Consider the following 14,237-nt stretch of genomic DNA (forward strand, 5'->3'; position numbering starts at 1 on the left):
TGGAAACACGTTTGAAAAAATAGCTCAAATTCTAGAAGCTGAAAAATAGTTCTAAATTTCATTGCTATACCATTATCAATAATTCGAATAATTGATATTTAAATTGTTTAAAGTTATACTTTTTTTAAAGATAGAAATATCTCAAATACTTGTTGCTACTTAATAGGCAACTAAAATAAGTTTAAGTTCAAATATTTGTCGCTCCTCGATATGCGACTAACAAATTATCGAGTTCAAATATTTAGAGTTTCTGAATATAAAAATATTTTTTATAATAAAAGCGTTTGTGCCATAGATAACAGCAATAGTTTCATTGCAATTGGCATAAACGCTAGTTTTTGTTATAATTAGAAAGTGAGTTTAAGGACAGGAGGATGGCAATGGAAATTGAAAAGACAACTCAGATGAATTTGTTGTTAGAATTTTATGGCAAACTTTTGACTGAAAAACAACTAGGATATATGGAATTATATTACGGAGAAGATTATTCTCTTGGAGAAATTGCAGAAGAATTCGAGGTTAGTCGACAAGCCGTATATGATAATATTCGACGATCTGCTCAATTATTAGAAGATTATGAACAAGAATTACATTTAGTAAATGATTTTTATAAAAGACAAGCTATCTATGATGGAATTGAACAGCATATCAAAGAACATTATCCAAATGATCATCAATTGCAACAATTGATGACAGACTTACAAGAAATGAATAAATAAGCCTGATTGAGGAGTGAGAAAATGGCATTTGAAGGATTATCAGATCGCTTGCAAAATGCGATGGGTTCGGTAACAAAAAAAGGAAAAATTACCGAAGCTGATTTAAAACAAATGATGCGTGAAGTTCGTTTAGCTTTATTAGAAGCAGACGTTAACTTTAAAGTTGTAAAAGATTTTGTACGAAAAGTAAATGAACGTGCTTTAGGTTCTAATGTATTAGAAGCTTTATCTCCAGCACAACAAGTTGTAAAAATTGTTAATGAAGAATTAACAGAATTAATGGGGGGAGAACAAGCTCCATTCCAATTTTCACCAAAACCACCTACTGTTGTGATGATGGTCGGTTTACAAGGGGCAGGTAAAACAACAACTGCTGGTAAATTAGCTTCATTTTTAGCTAAACATGAAAATAAACGTCCATTATTAGTAGCAGCCGACGTTTATCGTCCAGCCGCTATTGATCAATTACAAACGTTAGGAAAACAATTAAATTATCCAGTATTTTCATTAGGAACAGATGTCAATCCAGTTGAGATTGCTAGACAAGCGATTGAACGTGCAACGATTGAAGGTCGTGACTTAGTCATTATCGATACGGCAGGTCGTTTACATATCGACGAAGCTTTAATGGAAGAATTACAAAATATTAAAGCTGTTGCAAATCCAAATGAAATCTTATTAGTGGTCGATGCAATGACAGGGCAAGATGCTGTGAATGTTGCTGAAACATTTAATGAACGTTTAGATATTACTGGGGTTATTTTAACAAAATTAGATGGGGACACTCGTGGTGGTGCAGCTCTATCGATTCGTTCTGTAACAGGCAAACCAATTAAATTCTCTGGTCGTGGAGAAAAATTAGAAGATTTCGAAATTTTTTATCCTGAACGTATGGCTTCTCGTATTCTTGGTATGGGCGATATTATGACTTTAATTGAAAAAGCTCAACAAGATTTTGATGAAGCAAAAGCTCAAGAAATGGCAGATAAAATTAAAGCTAATACATTTGACTTTAATGATTTTATCGACCAATTAGATCAAGTAAATAAAATGGGACCATTGGAAGATATCTTAAAAATGATTCCAGGTTTAAATAAAATTCCAGGATTAAATGATTTAAAAGTGGATCCAAAAGATACAGCACGTATGAAAGCTATTGTCTTATCAATGACGCCAGCAGAACGTGAAAATCCAGATATTTTATCACAAGCAAGACGTAAAAGAATTGCAGCAGGTTCAGCTCGTCCATTAGCAGAAGTAAACCGTTTGATTAAACAATTTAATGAGTCTAAAAAAATGATGAATCAAATGTCAAATGGAAATATGCAAGCTATGGAATCGATGATGGGACAATTAGGCATGGGTGGAGGCCGTAATAAATTAGGTCAAATTGCTATGCAACAATATGCTCGTCGTCAAAAACAAAATAAATTGAAAAAATTAAAGAAAAAACGTTAATAAATAGAAGGAGAGTTTGCAATGTCAAAACAAGTATTATTCATTAATGGTTCATTGAGAAAAGAATCTTTTAACCAAACTATTATTGATTATGTACAAGAAAAATTAGTTGAAAAAGGTTATCTAACAAAACAAATTAGTTTTAAAGATGTACCATTTTTCAATCAAGATATTGAATTTCCAGCTCCTGCTATTATAGAAGAGTATCGTGGAGATTTTGAAGCGTCTCAAGCTGTTTGGATTGTATCTCCTGAATATAACGGAAGTTTACCAGGAAGTTTAAAAAATGGTTTAGACTGGATGTCTCGTTCATTAGATATTACTTCTTATGCACCTCCGGCTTACATTGATAGCAAATTAATTGCATTCAGTAGTGCAGCTGGACATTCTGGTGGGGCAAATGTTTTACGTGCTTTAACAGAATTAGCTATTAAAATGCGCATGAATCCACTAGAAAAAACAGTGGGAATTCACATCGGCGCAGGATTCCAAACAGGTGTTTTAACTCTAACAGATGAAGATAAATCTGAATTAGATAAACAAGTGGAATTGTTAGTAGAAGCATTAGAAAAATAATAATTGAATGAATAGAAACGACCAGGCTTTTGTCTGGTCTTTTTTCTTTGTACTTGAAATAGTTTTCAGTGGCTTTTTATAAGTGAATTATGGTAAGATGTTTGGCTATGGATTTTTAGTGAAATGTATAGCAATAATTTGAAAGGATGAAACATGAATGAATAATGAAAAATGGCATGTATTGCCAGCAGTAATTGCGACAGCCATTATGAGTTTCTGCGGTGTATTAATTGAAACGGCAATGAATGTGACATTTCCGACATTAATGCAAGAATTTCAGACGACTTCATCTGGAATTCAATGGGTTACAACAGGTTATTTATTAGCTATTGCTATTGTTGTTCCTATTTCTGCGTATTTAGTACGTAATTTTACAACAAGACAATTATTTTTAGCTTCGAATTTAATTTTTATTATAGGAGTTTTAATCAATTGTATTTCTCCAAATTTAATCATGCTATTATTTGGAAGATTTTTACAAGGGGTTGGTACTGGAATTGCGTTACCATTAATGTTCCATATTGTATTAACTCAAGTACCGATTGAACAGCATGGTATAGTCATTGGATTAGGTTCTATGACAACTGCCTTAGCTCCACCGATTGGACCAACTTTTGGTGGAATAGTTTCAGCTACTTTAGGATGGAGATTTATTTATTGGATTTTAATTCCATGTTTGATCATTTCTTTAGTGATTGGCTTATGGGCGATTCCAAAAGAGAAAAGTATTCAAAAATCACCATTTAATCTACTAGCATTTTTCTTCTTAGCGAATTGTTTAGCTAGTTTATTAATGGCAATTGAACATTTATCTCTTGTATGGCTATTAAGTGCAGTAGTAACGGGTGGATTATTTGAATACTTCAATCGTAAAAATGCTTTATTATCTTTTGCACCATTTAAAAATCATACCTTTAATGGAATGTTATATGTAGTGTTAGCATTCCAAGCAACGGTATTAGGTTTGTCATTTGTTTATCCGAATTATTTACAGTTAGGTTTAAATCAAAGTGCGACAACTGCAGGGCTATTTATGTTCCCAGGTGCAGCAATGGTTGCTTTATTAGCTCCTGTTTCAGGTAAATGGTTTGATGTTAAAGGTCCGTTGAAACCTTTATTAACAGGTTTGATTTTAGCGAGTATTGGTGGAGTATTGATTAGCTTCTTCTTTGAACATTTAGCGATTCTTCCATTATTAGCATTGAATATTATTTTAATGAGTGGAAATGGATTTGTGATGGGAAGTAATGTAACATTTTGTTTAATGCAATTAGACAAGGATGTTCAGGCTGATGGAAATAGTATTGTCAATACTTTACAACAGTTTACTGGGGCTATTTCTACAACAGTAGTAGCAAGAATTTTTTCAGCGAATATGGATCGATTACCATTTGCTGGAAAATATAGTTTAATGTTTATTACAAGTTTAATTTTATTAGCTTTAGTAATCTTTATTGTTCAATATAAGAAGACAAGAAAGCCAAGTGAAGTATAATAATGATTTTCGTATACAAAATTTGAAAAGAAAAAATTTCTTTGTAGCTAAAGTAAAAAAATCCATCGTGAAGATGGATTTTTTTACAGGCAAAATTCGAGACCAAGGCTCGAATTTTAGCCATGTGACTCGCTATGCGAGGCTGCTGGTGACCTAGCCTACAAAAGGAATTTTTTTTAATTTTATAAGAGATGAGCATAATTTTTCAACTGTTTTGATAAGTATACAATTCTGTTCTAAAACTTAGATAGGGGAAAACTAAATTATAACTCGAAAGATTAAAAATAGAGCCATTCCATTTTAGAAATGTTTATGGTAGAGTATATGCGTAGAAAGTTTGAAAGCGGTGGCAATCTCTTAATAAGGTAGGTGATGCTTATGAGCATTGAATTAAAGCTACTAGGAAGGAGGTTGCGATTTGTCAAGCTATGAAGTAATGACATTGATAGGAACCTTTGCCATGGTACTATTGGCATTGTTGTCATTGATTGTCAAAATCATAGAAATAATGACAAAAAAATAACACCGCTCAGAACTTTGACGAGTTGAGTGGTGTTATTTAAGTCATTCAATAAGCCACCGTCTTTTGAACGGTCTACAAGAGAGTCGAGTTCCCGCTCGGCTCTTTTTGTATCTAAAGTATAACAGAATATAAAAAATATGCAAATAATTCTATCTGCATCTTACTTTTAGTTTGATGAATCCTATTGGCGAATCAGTTTGAGTAACGAAATTCCTTTATAAGAGATGAGCGTAATTTCTAGTATCAATTTTAGTAGTTTAAATTTATAGGCAAGTTAGAATGCGTCTTCTTTTTTTTATGATATAATTTTAATATCTTATAAAAATTATAAGGATTAAAATTAAGGAGCGGATGATTTTGAAAAAGGCAATGGTTATTATTAACCCAACCTCTGGGGGAGAACAAGCATTAAATTACAAAGAAAAAATTGAAAATAAAGCAAAAGAATATTTTGAAGTAGTTGAAATACGAATTACTGAAAAAGCTTTAGATGCCACTCATTTTGCTGAAGAAGCAGCCAAAGAAAAATATGAGGCTGTGATTGTTTTCGGTGGAGATGGTACGGTGAATGAAGTTATTTCAGGGATTGCTGAAAAAGAATATATTCCAAAATTAGGGATTATTCCTGGAGGAACAGGTAATTTAATTACTAAATTAGTACAAATTGATCAAGATATTGACAAAGCAATCGAAGGGTTAGATTTTAATTTAACAAATAAAATTGATATTGGGAAAGCAAATGATCATTATTTTGGGTATATTTTTAGCGTAGGTTCATTACCAGAAGCAATTCATAATGTAGAAATTGAAGATAAAACAAAATTTGGAATGTTTGCATATGCGATTAATACAGTAAAATCTGTTATTAGAGATGAAGTTTTTAATATTAAAGTTGAAACTGAAAATGGCAACTATGAAGGAGAAGCTAGTCAAGTATTAGTGTTATTATCGAATTATTTCTCTGATAAAAAAATATTTGATGAAAACAAAGTAGGTTATGCTAATATTTTAATTTTAAAAGATGCGTCTATTTTCTCTAAATTATCATTAATTCCTGATTTATTAAAAGGGGATGTGGTAGAAAATGATAGTATTGAATATATTAAAGCAAAAACGATTAAATTTTCTTCTGATATTGAAATCGAATCAGATATTGATGGAGATCAATCAGATGATTTACCAGTTGAAATTAAAGTGCTAGGAAATCATATTGAAATCTATTCATATCCAATTGAAGAAGCACAGAAATGACTGTTTTGCGTATATAAAATTCAAAAGAAAAAATTCCCTTTGTAAGCTAGGCCGCCAGCAGCCTCGCATAGCGAGTCTCATGGCTAAACTTCGAGCCTTGGTCTCGAAGTTTGCCTGTAAAAAAATTCATCTCATGATGGATTTTTTTACTTTGGCTACAAAGAAAATTTTTCTTTTTGAATTTTATAAGACTTGTCGTACTGTAACTATGTGCTACAATTGGCATTGTTATCATTAATTGTCAAAATCATAGAAATAATGACAAAAAAATAACACCGCTCACAACTTTGACGAGTTGAGTGATGTTATTTTAGTCACTTAATTAGCCACCGTCTTTTTAACGGTCTACAAGAGAGTCGAGTTCCCGCTCGGCTCTTTTTGTATCTAAAGTATAACAGAATATAAAAAATATGCAAATAATTCTATCGGAGAATCAGTTTGAGTATCAAAATTCCTTTAATTTTGTATGTAAGAAATTAAATTACACTTCTAATTTAAAATAATTGATTAAGTAGTGAGCTAATCCATCTTGATCATGTGGTAATGGGGTAATATCATCAGCGATTGCTTTTAGGCTATTAATGGCATTATTCATCGCAACGCCGTGCCCAGCAAATTCAATCATTTCTAAGTCATTATCTTCATCACCAAAAGCTAAAACATCTTCCGTTGGAATTCCATAATATCGAGATAAATGTTGGATTCCAGTAGACTTATCGATACCATAAGTTACAATCTCTAGGCAAGGCATATCGCCTCCCCAAGTACGCACATCAATCGTGTGTCCATAACGTTGCTTAATTTTTTCTTTAATGAAAGGTTGTTTTTCAATACTAGAAAAAACGGTAATAGCTGTTGGCTTTTCAACTAACTTCGTATCTTTTTGTAATAAAATAGGTTGTTGATCTTTTGGATAGTAGGGTGAATCGGGAATATTTTCAATGGTAGCATATAAATGATGCTTTCCTTCGACCATGAAATAATCACATTCTAATTCTTTATGAAATTCTAACATATCAAAAACGATTTCTTCATCTAATGTTACGTGAAATTCTCCTTGCCAATTTTCGTCAGTTGGAATATGGCATAGAGCTCCATTAAAGTTCACAATTGGTCCACCTAAACCTAGTTCTTCATATAAATGTTTAGAACTTCTATAAGGGCGACCTGTTACAATTGCAACTTTGTGTCCAAGTTCTGTTAAACGATGTAAAGTTTGGATAGTAATAGGATTAAATTCAGATTGTCCATTTAATGTTGTGCCATCTAAATCTAGTGCAATTAATTTTGGTTTCATTTTTTCCTCCTGTAGTCATCTATTTAATCGATTTTAATTGACGGCAACTTGTCAATTTAGTTACAATATCCTTATGAGTGTACCATATTTTTTATAAAATATGAAGAAAGAGGTTAGTTATGATTATTATTCAAGAAAAAGTTATTGAAAATATTCCAATTTTAGAAATTGTTCAAGAAGAAAATAAAGATAAAATGATTCCGACAGTTGTTTGTTATCATGGTTGGACTGGAAGTAAGGAAAATTGTATTCACTACGGAGCAATGCTTGCAAAAAATGGCATGCGTGCGATTTTACCCGATCAGCTATATCATGGTGAGCGAAAAACATCTGAATTAAATGGCTTTGAATTATGGGAAATTATTGGGCAAAATGTTAAAGAATTTCCAACATTAGTCGGAGCTTATCAAAAAGAAAATTTAGTCGATAATAAAATCGGAGCAATTGGATTTAGTATGGGTGGAATGACAACTTACGCATTATTAAAACATTTTCCATTTTTATACGCTGCAGTTAGTTTAATGGGGAATGCAGATCCAGTTGAATTTGCAAAATGGTCACTTACTTCTACTTGGATGAAAGATAAACCAGCAGTAGAATTAACTCCAGAGTTAATGGATAAATATATTCCAATGTTACAAAGTTTATCATTAGCAGATAATCCTGAAACAATTGCAGGTCGTCCAGTATTAATTTGGCATGGACTAGAAGATAAAAAAGTACCATATGCATTAAATCGTGCATTTTACGAAAAGATTAAAGATGAACCATATGCAAATCGTGTGAAATGGATTGAAACTCCTGAAGTGCCACACTTTGTTACGTTTAAAACCATAGAAGCATCTGTAGAATTTTTAAAACAAACATTAGTAGAGGAGTAATCGTATGAGTGAAACAGCAGAAGTAATGAAAGAAAAAATTTTAGAAGCATTAGAAACAGTGATTGACCCTGAATTAGGGATTGATATTGTTAATTTAGGATTAATTTATGGAGTAGAGCTAAATGAAGAAGGACATTGCCAAGTGAATTTGACTCTAACAACAATGGGATGCCCATTAGCAGATATTATTACTGATGAAATTCATCGTGCATTAAAGGGAATCGAAGAAATCAAAACGATTGATGTTAAATTAGTATGGTATCCAGCTTGGTCTCCAGAAAAAATGTCTCGTTATGCGAGAATTGCATTAGGAATTCGATAATGAATAGAAAAGAAGGCCTAAAATCATGAGTAGATTTTAAGCCTTTTATAGTATAGTAATGAGTTCTGTTAATCTTCACCCGGTCTCATTGGTCGTTTATATTTACTTTTTGCTTCTTGACGAATGACCGTTTGAGGACTTTTTCTTCCAGAGTTATACGATTTAAAAATTTCTTGCATTCTTTGATCATCAAATAGTTCTAAATTTTTATCAACAAAATGAAGGGCATCTTGCTGCCAATCTGAATGATAATAATTAAATAATTCTGCTACAGCCATTCTTTTGTCTGTAGCACTTCCTTGGAAGTTTGGATCTGTTATTTCTGCTAAATATTGTTGCATTTTTGCAATTTTTTCTTTATCAAATTCAACCATAAATCTTCGCCTCTTTTCGTTTGTATTGTAACATAATTTGTAGGGCTAAAAAAGAGAAATGTTACCGCTATTTTTATAGAGTTTATAAATTTTTCTGAGGGTATCACTGTTATATTATTGTATATTTTAGTATACTATAAGGCGATAAAGATTAGATACGTATACAATACCGTATCAAAACGCAATTTTGTACTTTTTCTAAAGAAACAAAATGAAAATACGGTGTTGTATTGTATCTTTTTTTGGTTGTATTTACTAGTTGATTTTTTGGTTGACTTTTTCCATTACAAGTATTCCCCCCTCGTCCGTTGGGTGAGAGTAGTGGTCTGTCATTGAAACATTTGCATGACCTAAAAAGTTTGCAATGAGTCTAGGGTTTATATTTGTTGATTGTGCTTGAGTAGCGAAAAAGTGTCTTAATATATGGGGAGTTATATTAATTCCAGTTTTCTTTTTGATATGTTTAAATATATTATTAAGTAGTTGAGTGCTGAAAGGCTCTCCGTTTTTTCCAACAAGTAACCATGCATCTTTTGTATAACTTGTATTTTTGTTTGCTATATAACGCTCTTTGCTTAATTTAATAGCCTTTTTCAACAATTCTGTATCATCTTCAGTAATAAATATATCTCGATTTTTACCAGTTTTTGTACCTTTTCCATCAGGATATAATGCTGTACGACTTTTATCTATATGGATTTTAGTAACATTATCTTTGAACGATACCACCGACTCCCTAATTGCTAGCACTTCACCTCTTCTTAATCCGTACGATAATAACATAAACGACACTTGCACCATAATGTCATAATGATCATGAATATATTTTTTAATAATATTGAAGTCTTCAAGAGATAATTCTTTGCTGAATTTTGGTTTATTACTTTTAACAGGTTCAATACCTTTCGCTCTATTTCTCGTTAATACTTCATTTTGGTAAGCATGTTCTAAAACGCTTGATAACAATCCTAAAGTGGCAGCTATAGTTGTACTTCTATATTTTTCACCTAATTGAATATTAAACATTTGTATATCTTGTCTGGAAATTTCTTCCAACTTCTTTTTTTTAAGGTCAGTACTAATCATATTATAGGCTGTTGTATATGTTCTTTCAGAACTTTTATTCCATTTACCACTTTTAATTTTCAGATTAGAGTATATCTCAAAATACTCATCTAGCGTGTATTCTTTCTTGAAATACTCTCCAGTTTCAATAGCTGTTGAGATTTCTGCTCTAGCTTGTCTAGCTGTAACCAAACTAGTATATCCTTGCTTTTGAACTTGCGTTCCTTTGTGCGAGAATTTCAGTCCATAAAGTTTCATTCCTTTACTTTCATAACTAAAAATTCCGGCGTATTTTGTTGGTTTTCTATTTTTCATATTTATATTTCCTTTCTTTACCAACCAGTGAGACGATTTTGGCTGAAAGGGTAGGGCAACACCTCCTTTAAAGAACGTATGTTCGTGATAATTTAGTTAAAAAGCTTGAATTTACAATGAAAAACAAGCTTTAAATTGTTTATACTGACAAAATCTTATCTGATTTTGTTCTATTACATTTCCAACAAAGAGTTTGTAAATTATCTTCAGTAGATAATCCACCTTTTGCAACTGGAATAATATGGTCTACCTCAAGTAGTAGTAAGTCTTGTTGAGCAGTGGAAGCACCGCAAGATTGGCACGTATATTCATCTCTACGTTTAATGTATTCACGTAATTTTTTAGTCATTAATGATCGTTGAGCTTTTGCACTGTTTTTGTATTTCACTTGTTCGTCCATATACTCAATTAACATTTCAATTGTTTCTTCATTTAATGTAATTGAAGTAGTTTGACTGGAGTTTCCACCGGCACTAACATACTGGAAAGTGTAAGTAGGGAACTTGAATGAAATACGAGGCAATTTTACATCAATTAAGTGTAATAACTCATCTTTGTAATGTGCAAGAATGAAATATGGTGGTCTGATACTACCTATAATTCGATTGTATCGACCATCTAAATTACGTTTAGCATTTAAGAAACGAGATACTTGTTCACCTAAATCTTGAATATATTGTAAGTTTTCTTCATTAGGTTTGAAGTCGAAATACTTACATAAATATTTGAATGGTTCTAACTCTGCATTTCTAACAACCTGTAATGATGCATTGTGTACATATCTCGATTGATTAACAACGTTTCTATCTCGTTGAATGTTATAAGCACTAGTGTTGCTCCCTGTAGCCAAATGAGCATACTTATATTTATCTGAACTGTTCGATTGAAGGCTAATTGTTTGAAATTTCTCAACGTATCTAGCAATATCATTGTATTCTTTTACGAATACGTCGATTTGCATTTTATGTTGAATAAATTCTTTACTCATGAAATATCTTTCTTTCATTAGATATCTACCTACTCGATATACTATATATGCCCAACCGAAAATTGGAATAGAAAGCATAAAGAACATTAATGCAAAATCGGAAAAAGTAAATCTTCTTTTTAATTTGTTTGCTTTGATTTTTTCTCGTTCGATTTCTAATTGTTCATCAGTAATAAGTGGCAAATCTTCCAAATCTGCCTTATGTCGATTATAAACTGGTGTTTGTGGTATGAAAGTACCCTGAACAGTAGCTTTTATTTGATTATGGATAGGCTTTCTATTATCTTTAGTAGCTAAGTGATAAAAGAAGTAGGTCATCCCTAATGACATGCTAAGCATAAGAATAGTACCAAAAATCCCTAATTTGTTTGATATAAACAAAATATTAATAGACTCAATAACAGAACAAAAACATAAAAATCCGAATATTACCTTCCTCATAAATATTCCACCTCAAATATATCTTTCCATTTCTTCTTCAATTCCATAAGCATGCAATAACTGATATTTTGACTCATACAGATATTTATCTTTTCCATACAATAGAAGTTGAGTCGCAAACTCATTCGCTTCACTTTCAATCTTGATACGATTAGAATTTATCCCTAATGATAAAGCCGGTTCGTTAGGGTGTAGGATAGCGTGTCCCAATTCGTGACAACAAGTAAATAGCTTCTTATTTTCTTCCAACTTACTATTAATATATATCATCTTAATATTGTTACATTTACGATAATATCCATTGATATTGCCCAACTCGACCTCAAGAATAACGATTCCTTTTTCTTTAGCAATTTTGAAAGGATTGCTTGTACCATGCTTACGAACTAATTTATTTATATAATCGCTAATATCCATGGCAACACCTACCTTAATCTCGATATTTTTTAGGAGTAAACTTGCGTTTAGCTTCTTTTTTAGCAATGTTTAATCCCATTGACAAAGCATTGATTAACAAAGCTCTAGAGTCTTCGTCGTATTCTTCCATATCTTTTGAATACAGCCCGTTATCTAACTCTTCAACTAACTTTTCTAGAGTTTTCTCAATGTTTTTTTCATCTTTTTCTGTTAGATCATAATATTTATTCTTCGATGTAGAGATACCTAATAGATAATCTGTACTAACATGGAATATATCTGCCACTTTTGTAATGATTTCAGGAGTAGGTTTTCTATTATCGCTTTCATACAATGAGATTGTAGACGGCGATAAATTTAAAAGATTTCCTAATTCTGATTGTTGCATTTTTTTATTCATTCTCAATTCTTTCAATTTAGCACCAAAACTCATACTAACACCTCTTTCGTGATTTACTTTTAGTAAATTATAACATTTACAAATTGTAAAATAAAGAAACTTTGCAAAATGTCAAAAAAGTTGTTGACAATTTGCAAAGTGTAAACTATAATGAATTTACAGATAGCAAAGTGAGGTGTGAAAGTGAAAAATAAGAAGCTAATCGATAAACGAGGTTCGAAAACTCAAAAAGAAGTTGCGAATGCTATTGGTATCAATCACGGTTACTATTCAATGATTGAAAACGGATTGAGAATTCCACCATATAACGTAATGATTAAAATTGCTGATTATTTTGGTGTGAAACCAGACTATTTTTTTTACAACAGTACTTTACGAAATGCAAAGTAGAAGTTTGTATATTGTAATTTAAGAGGTGTAAGAATGCATATAACAATTGAGAATAAGGAATTGTACGAAACGATAACCAATCAATTAGTAGATAGACTGTTCGATACAATTCACCAATCAGTAGTAGACGAAATCAAAAACAATGATGAAATTCTATCGGCTGAGCAAGTTTGGAAAAGATGTTTTCCGGCTTACAAACAGTTATCAACTTGTCGCAAACATTTCTTAGATAGGCGAGATTTTCCGAAAATAAGAAGAGGCAATCGTACTTACTATAGTTTGAAGCAAGTGAACGAATATTTAAAAAATGCAAAATAACCAACCAGTGAGACGGAACGGTTAAAAATCAAGGGGGAAACAAATGGAAAAAGTAAAAACATTTGCAATTTGCTTATTGCTAATATCAATACTCTTATCGTATTCAGTCATCTATCAATTATGGATGGATAAGAGAATTTTGCAAAACAAAGTTAATGAGTTGGAGAGCGTGATACGAGTACATGAAATTATAAAACGAACTGGAAAAAATGGGGGGTGAAAAAATGACGAGAAAAGAATATAGAAGACAAAAAAGAAAAACATTTAATAAATGGTTTTTAATCAGATTTGCACAAGCATTTGCCTATTTTACAGCATTTTTAGTTTTGTTATTCCTGTTACTATCTTTGTTCATAGGGGCGACAAATCAACATTACGAGAAATTGCAACTAATTCAATCTGGACAATATGTTGGTGAGAGATGAGTAAGGTAGATATGACAATAAAAGAAAAATTAGAAATTATTGATGAGTTACTAGTAGAGTACATGAAGCCTCATTCTTCATGGAAATATATGGAACAAATTCAAAAATTATTACAAGAAATCGGTTATCCGAGCAAAACAAAAAAGCCGACAACTGCAATTGTCGACTAAAGAAAATATAAATAATTTACAAGGAGATTATAACATGTTTACAACATTTGAACAACAACACAATTGTTATTTAGAACCTCCAGAGCCAAAAATATTTGCTTATGACTGGCGAGGAGTTGAAATTTATTATGGCGATCGATATTACGAATATGACGGTGATTATATCTTAGAGAATGATTTGGAATGTTACGTTAAAGCAAAACTAATTACAAAATACGGCAGAGGGGTACCAGTGTATATATTCGAAACTGAAGAAGATGAACCGTACCTTTTAGCTTATGACTGGCGAGGAGACGAAATATACTCTAATGATAGTTACTATTATCTATATGGTGATTACATCCTAGAGAATGATTTAGAAGAATATGCAAAAGAAGTATTAGCACCAGTATTAATGACGGCGGGGGAATAA

The 14,237-nt window shown here is 31.7% G+C and carries 19 protein-coding genes; 13 read left to right on the forward strand and 6 right to left on the reverse strand.

Annotated elements, in window-relative coordinates:
- Positions 1 to 380: 380 nt before the first annotated feature.
- The 6 genes from RYL55_RS00555 to RYL55_RS00575 all read left to right on the forward strand — a co-directional run bounded on the left by RYL55_RS00555 (position 381) and on the right by RYL55_RS00575 (position 6,022).
- The gene (locus tag RYL55_RS00555; RefSeq protein WP_006702459.1) at positions 381 to 719 is read left to right on the forward strand and encodes a putative DNA-binding protein; all 339 of its coding nucleotides are present in this window, start codon (positions 381 to 383) and stop codon (positions 717 to 719) included.
- A gap of 21 nt (positions 720 to 740) precedes the next feature.
- On the forward strand, positions 741 to 2,177 hold the full coding sequence (gene ffh, locus RYL55_RS00560) for a signal recognition particle protein (RefSeq protein ID WP_314112167.1): 1,437 nt from the start codon (positions 741 to 743) through the stop codon (positions 2,175 to 2,177).
- A 21-nt stretch (positions 2,178 to 2,198) separates the two neighbouring features.
- On the forward strand, positions 2,199 to 2,753 hold the full coding sequence (locus RYL55_RS00565; RefSeq protein ID WP_315006325.1) for an NADPH-dependent FMN reductase: 555 nt from the start codon (positions 2,199 to 2,201) through the stop codon (positions 2,751 to 2,753).
- A gap of 157 nt (positions 2,754 to 2,910) precedes the next feature.
- Complete coding sequence (locus tag RYL55_RS00570; RefSeq protein ID WP_315006326.1) at positions 2,911 to 4,248, forward strand: MFS transporter; 1,338 nt, start codon at positions 2,911 to 2,913, stop codon at positions 4,246 to 4,248.
- Positions 4,249 to 4,666: 418 nt separating this feature from the next.
- Positions 4,667 to 4,771: a putative holin-like toxin gene (locus tag RYL55_RS08455; RefSeq protein ID WP_396276372.1), complete on the forward strand. Its 105-nt coding sequence runs from the start codon at positions 4,667 to 4,669 to the stop codon at positions 4,769 to 4,771.
- 357 nt (positions 4,772 to 5,128) lie between these two features.
- On the forward strand, positions 5,129 to 6,022 hold the full coding sequence (locus RYL55_RS00575; RefSeq protein WP_315006328.1) for a diacylglycerol kinase family lipid kinase: 894 nt from the start codon (positions 5,129 to 5,131) through the stop codon (positions 6,020 to 6,022).
- Positions 6,023 to 6,503: 481 nt separating this feature from the next.
- Here RYL55_RS00575 and RYL55_RS00580 read toward each other — a convergent pair whose 3' ends face one another.
- Positions 6,504 to 7,319: a Cof-type HAD-IIB family hydrolase gene (locus tag RYL55_RS00580; RefSeq protein ID WP_315006331.1), complete on the reverse strand. Its 816-nt coding sequence runs from the start codon at positions 7,317 to 7,319 to the stop codon at positions 6,504 to 6,506.
- A gap of 119 nt (positions 7,320 to 7,438) precedes the next feature.
- On the opposite strand from RYL55_RS00580, the gene RYL55_RS00585 reads away from it, so the two are divergent.
- Positions 7,439 to 8,200 carry an alpha/beta fold hydrolase gene (locus tag RYL55_RS00585; RefSeq protein ID WP_315006333.1) on the forward strand — a complete coding sequence of 254 codons (762 nt, stop codon included), beginning with the start codon at positions 7,439 to 7,441 and terminating at the stop codon, positions 8,198 to 8,200.
- A gap of 4 nt (positions 8,201 to 8,204) precedes the next feature.
- Complete coding sequence (locus RYL55_RS00590; RefSeq protein WP_314354924.1) at positions 8,205 to 8,522, forward strand: metal-sulfur cluster assembly factor; 318 nt, start codon at positions 8,205 to 8,207, stop codon at positions 8,520 to 8,522.
- A gap of 68 nt (positions 8,523 to 8,590) precedes the next feature.
- On the opposite strand, the gene RYL55_RS00595 is transcribed toward RYL55_RS00590, so the two are convergent.
- From RYL55_RS00595 to RYL55_RS00615, 5 genes are all read right to left on the reverse strand, one after another.
- Positions 8,591 to 8,896 (reverse strand): dTDP-glucose 4,6-dehydratase, encoded by a 306-nt coding sequence (locus tag RYL55_RS00595; protein WP_315006335.1) that lies wholly within the window; start codon positions 8,894 to 8,896, stop codon positions 8,591 to 8,593.
- Between the two features lie 255 nt (positions 8,897 to 9,151).
- Positions 9,152 to 10,276, reverse strand: a complete 1,125-nt coding sequence (locus RYL55_RS00600) for a site-specific integrase (protein ID WP_315006337.1) — start codon at positions 10,274 to 10,276, stop codon at positions 9,152 to 9,154.
- 139 nt (positions 10,277 to 10,415) lie between these two features.
- Entirely contained in the window at positions 10,416 to 11,705 is a 1,290-nt protein-coding gene (locus RYL55_RS00605) for an HNH endonuclease (RefSeq protein ID WP_315006339.1), read from the reverse strand.
- A gap of 12 nt (positions 11,706 to 11,717) precedes the next feature.
- Positions 11,718 to 12,122 (reverse strand): ImmA/IrrE family metallo-endopeptidase, encoded by a 405-nt coding sequence (locus RYL55_RS00610; RefSeq protein WP_315006341.1) that lies wholly within the window; start codon positions 12,120 to 12,122, stop codon positions 11,718 to 11,720.
- Positions 12,123 to 12,135: 13 nt separating this feature from the next.
- Positions 12,136 to 12,555: a helix-turn-helix domain-containing protein gene (locus RYL55_RS00615; RefSeq protein ID WP_315006343.1), complete on the reverse strand. Its 420-nt coding sequence runs from the start codon at positions 12,553 to 12,555 to the stop codon at positions 12,136 to 12,138.
- A 150-nt stretch (positions 12,556 to 12,705) separates the two neighbouring features.
- Between RYL55_RS00615 and RYL55_RS00620 the strand changes: the two genes are divergently transcribed.
- From RYL55_RS00620 to RYL55_RS00640, 5 genes are all read left to right on the forward strand, one after another.
- Positions 12,706 to 12,912 carry a helix-turn-helix domain-containing protein gene (locus tag RYL55_RS00620; protein WP_315006345.1) on the forward strand — a complete coding sequence of 69 codons (207 nt, stop codon included), beginning with the start codon at positions 12,706 to 12,708 and terminating at the stop codon, positions 12,910 to 12,912.
- A gap of 33 nt (positions 12,913 to 12,945) precedes the next feature.
- Entirely contained in the window at positions 12,946 to 13,230 is a 285-nt protein-coding gene (locus RYL55_RS00625) for a hypothetical protein (protein ID WP_315006347.1), read from the forward strand.
- 224 nt (positions 13,231 to 13,454) lie between these two features.
- Positions 13,455 to 13,655, forward strand: coding sequence for a hypothetical protein (locus RYL55_RS00630; protein ID WP_315006349.1), 201 nt, complete (start codon positions 13,455 to 13,457; stop codon positions 13,653 to 13,655).
- Positions 13,656 to 13,666: 11 nt separating this feature from the next.
- The gene (locus tag RYL55_RS00635) at positions 13,667 to 13,825 is read left to right on the forward strand and encodes a hypothetical protein (RefSeq protein WP_315006351.1); all 159 of its coding nucleotides are present in this window, start codon (positions 13,667 to 13,669) and stop codon (positions 13,823 to 13,825) included.
- A gap of 34 nt (positions 13,826 to 13,859) precedes the next feature.
- Positions 13,860 to 14,237, forward strand: coding sequence for a hypothetical protein (locus RYL55_RS00640; protein WP_315006352.1), 378 nt, complete (start codon positions 13,860 to 13,862; stop codon positions 14,235 to 14,237).

It is taken from the genome of uncultured Granulicatella sp., from assembly GCF_963515615.1.
Taxonomy (GTDB): Bacteria; Bacillota; Bacilli; order Lactobacillales; family Aerococcaceae; genus Granulicatella.

Excerpts from the sequence above, each read along its gene's own strand:
- RYL55_RS00570 (WP_315006326.1), top strand. The coding sequence starts at position 2,911 with ATGAATAATGAAAAATGGCATGTATTGCCAGCAGTAATTGCGACAGCC.
- RYL55_RS00625 (WP_315006347.1), top strand. The coding sequence starts at position 12,946 with ATGCATATAACAATTGAGAATAAGGAATTGTACGAAACGATAACCAAT.
- RYL55_RS00610 (WP_315006341.1), bottom strand. The coding sequence starts at position 12,122 with ATGGATATTAGCGATTATATAAATAAATTAGTTCGTAAGCATGGTACA.
- RYL55_RS00600 (WP_315006337.1), bottom strand. The coding sequence starts at position 10,276 with ATGAAAAATAGAAAACCAACAAAATACGCCGGAATTTTTAGTTATGAA.
- RYL55_RS00555 (WP_006702459.1), top strand. The coding sequence starts at position 381 with ATGGAAATTGAAAAGACAACTCAGATGAATTTGTTGTTAGAATTTTAT.
- RYL55_RS00640 (WP_315006352.1), top strand. The coding sequence starts at position 13,860 with ATGTTTACAACATTTGAACAACAACACAATTGTTATTTAGAACCTCCA.
- RYL55_RS00630 (WP_315006349.1), top strand. The coding sequence starts at position 13,455 with ATGACGAGAAAAGAATATAGAAGACAAAAAAGAAAAACATTTAATAAA.
- RYL55_RS00590 (WP_314354924.1), top strand. The coding sequence starts at position 8,205 with ATGAGTGAAACAGCAGAAGTAATGAAAGAAAAAATTTTAGAAGCATTA.
- ffh (WP_314112167.1), top strand. The coding sequence starts at position 741 with ATGGCATTTGAAGGATTATCAGATCGCTTGCAAAATGCGATGGGTTCG.
- RYL55_RS00585 (WP_315006333.1), top strand. The coding sequence starts at position 7,439 with ATGATTATTATTCAAGAAAAAGTTATTGAAAATATTCCAATTTTAGAA.
- RYL55_RS00605 (WP_315006339.1), bottom strand. The coding sequence starts at position 11,705 with ATGAGGAAGGTAATATTCGGATTTTTATGTTTTTGTTCTGTTATTGAG.
- RYL55_RS00635 (WP_315006351.1), top strand. The coding sequence starts at position 13,667 with ATGACAATAAAAGAAAAATTAGAAATTATTGATGAGTTACTAGTAGAG.
- RYL55_RS00580 (WP_315006331.1), bottom strand. The coding sequence starts at position 7,319 with ATGAAACCAAAATTAATTGCACTAGATTTAGATGGCACAACATTAAAT.
- RYL55_RS00595 (WP_315006335.1), bottom strand. The coding sequence starts at position 8,896 with ATGGTTGAATTTGATAAAGAAAAAATTGCAAAAATGCAACAATATTTA.
- RYL55_RS00565 (WP_315006325.1), top strand. The coding sequence starts at position 2,199 with ATGTCAAAACAAGTATTATTCATTAATGGTTCATTGAGAAAAGAATCT.
- RYL55_RS00615 (WP_315006343.1), bottom strand. The coding sequence starts at position 12,555 with ATGAGTTTTGGTGCTAAATTGAAAGAATTGAGAATGAATAAAAAAATG.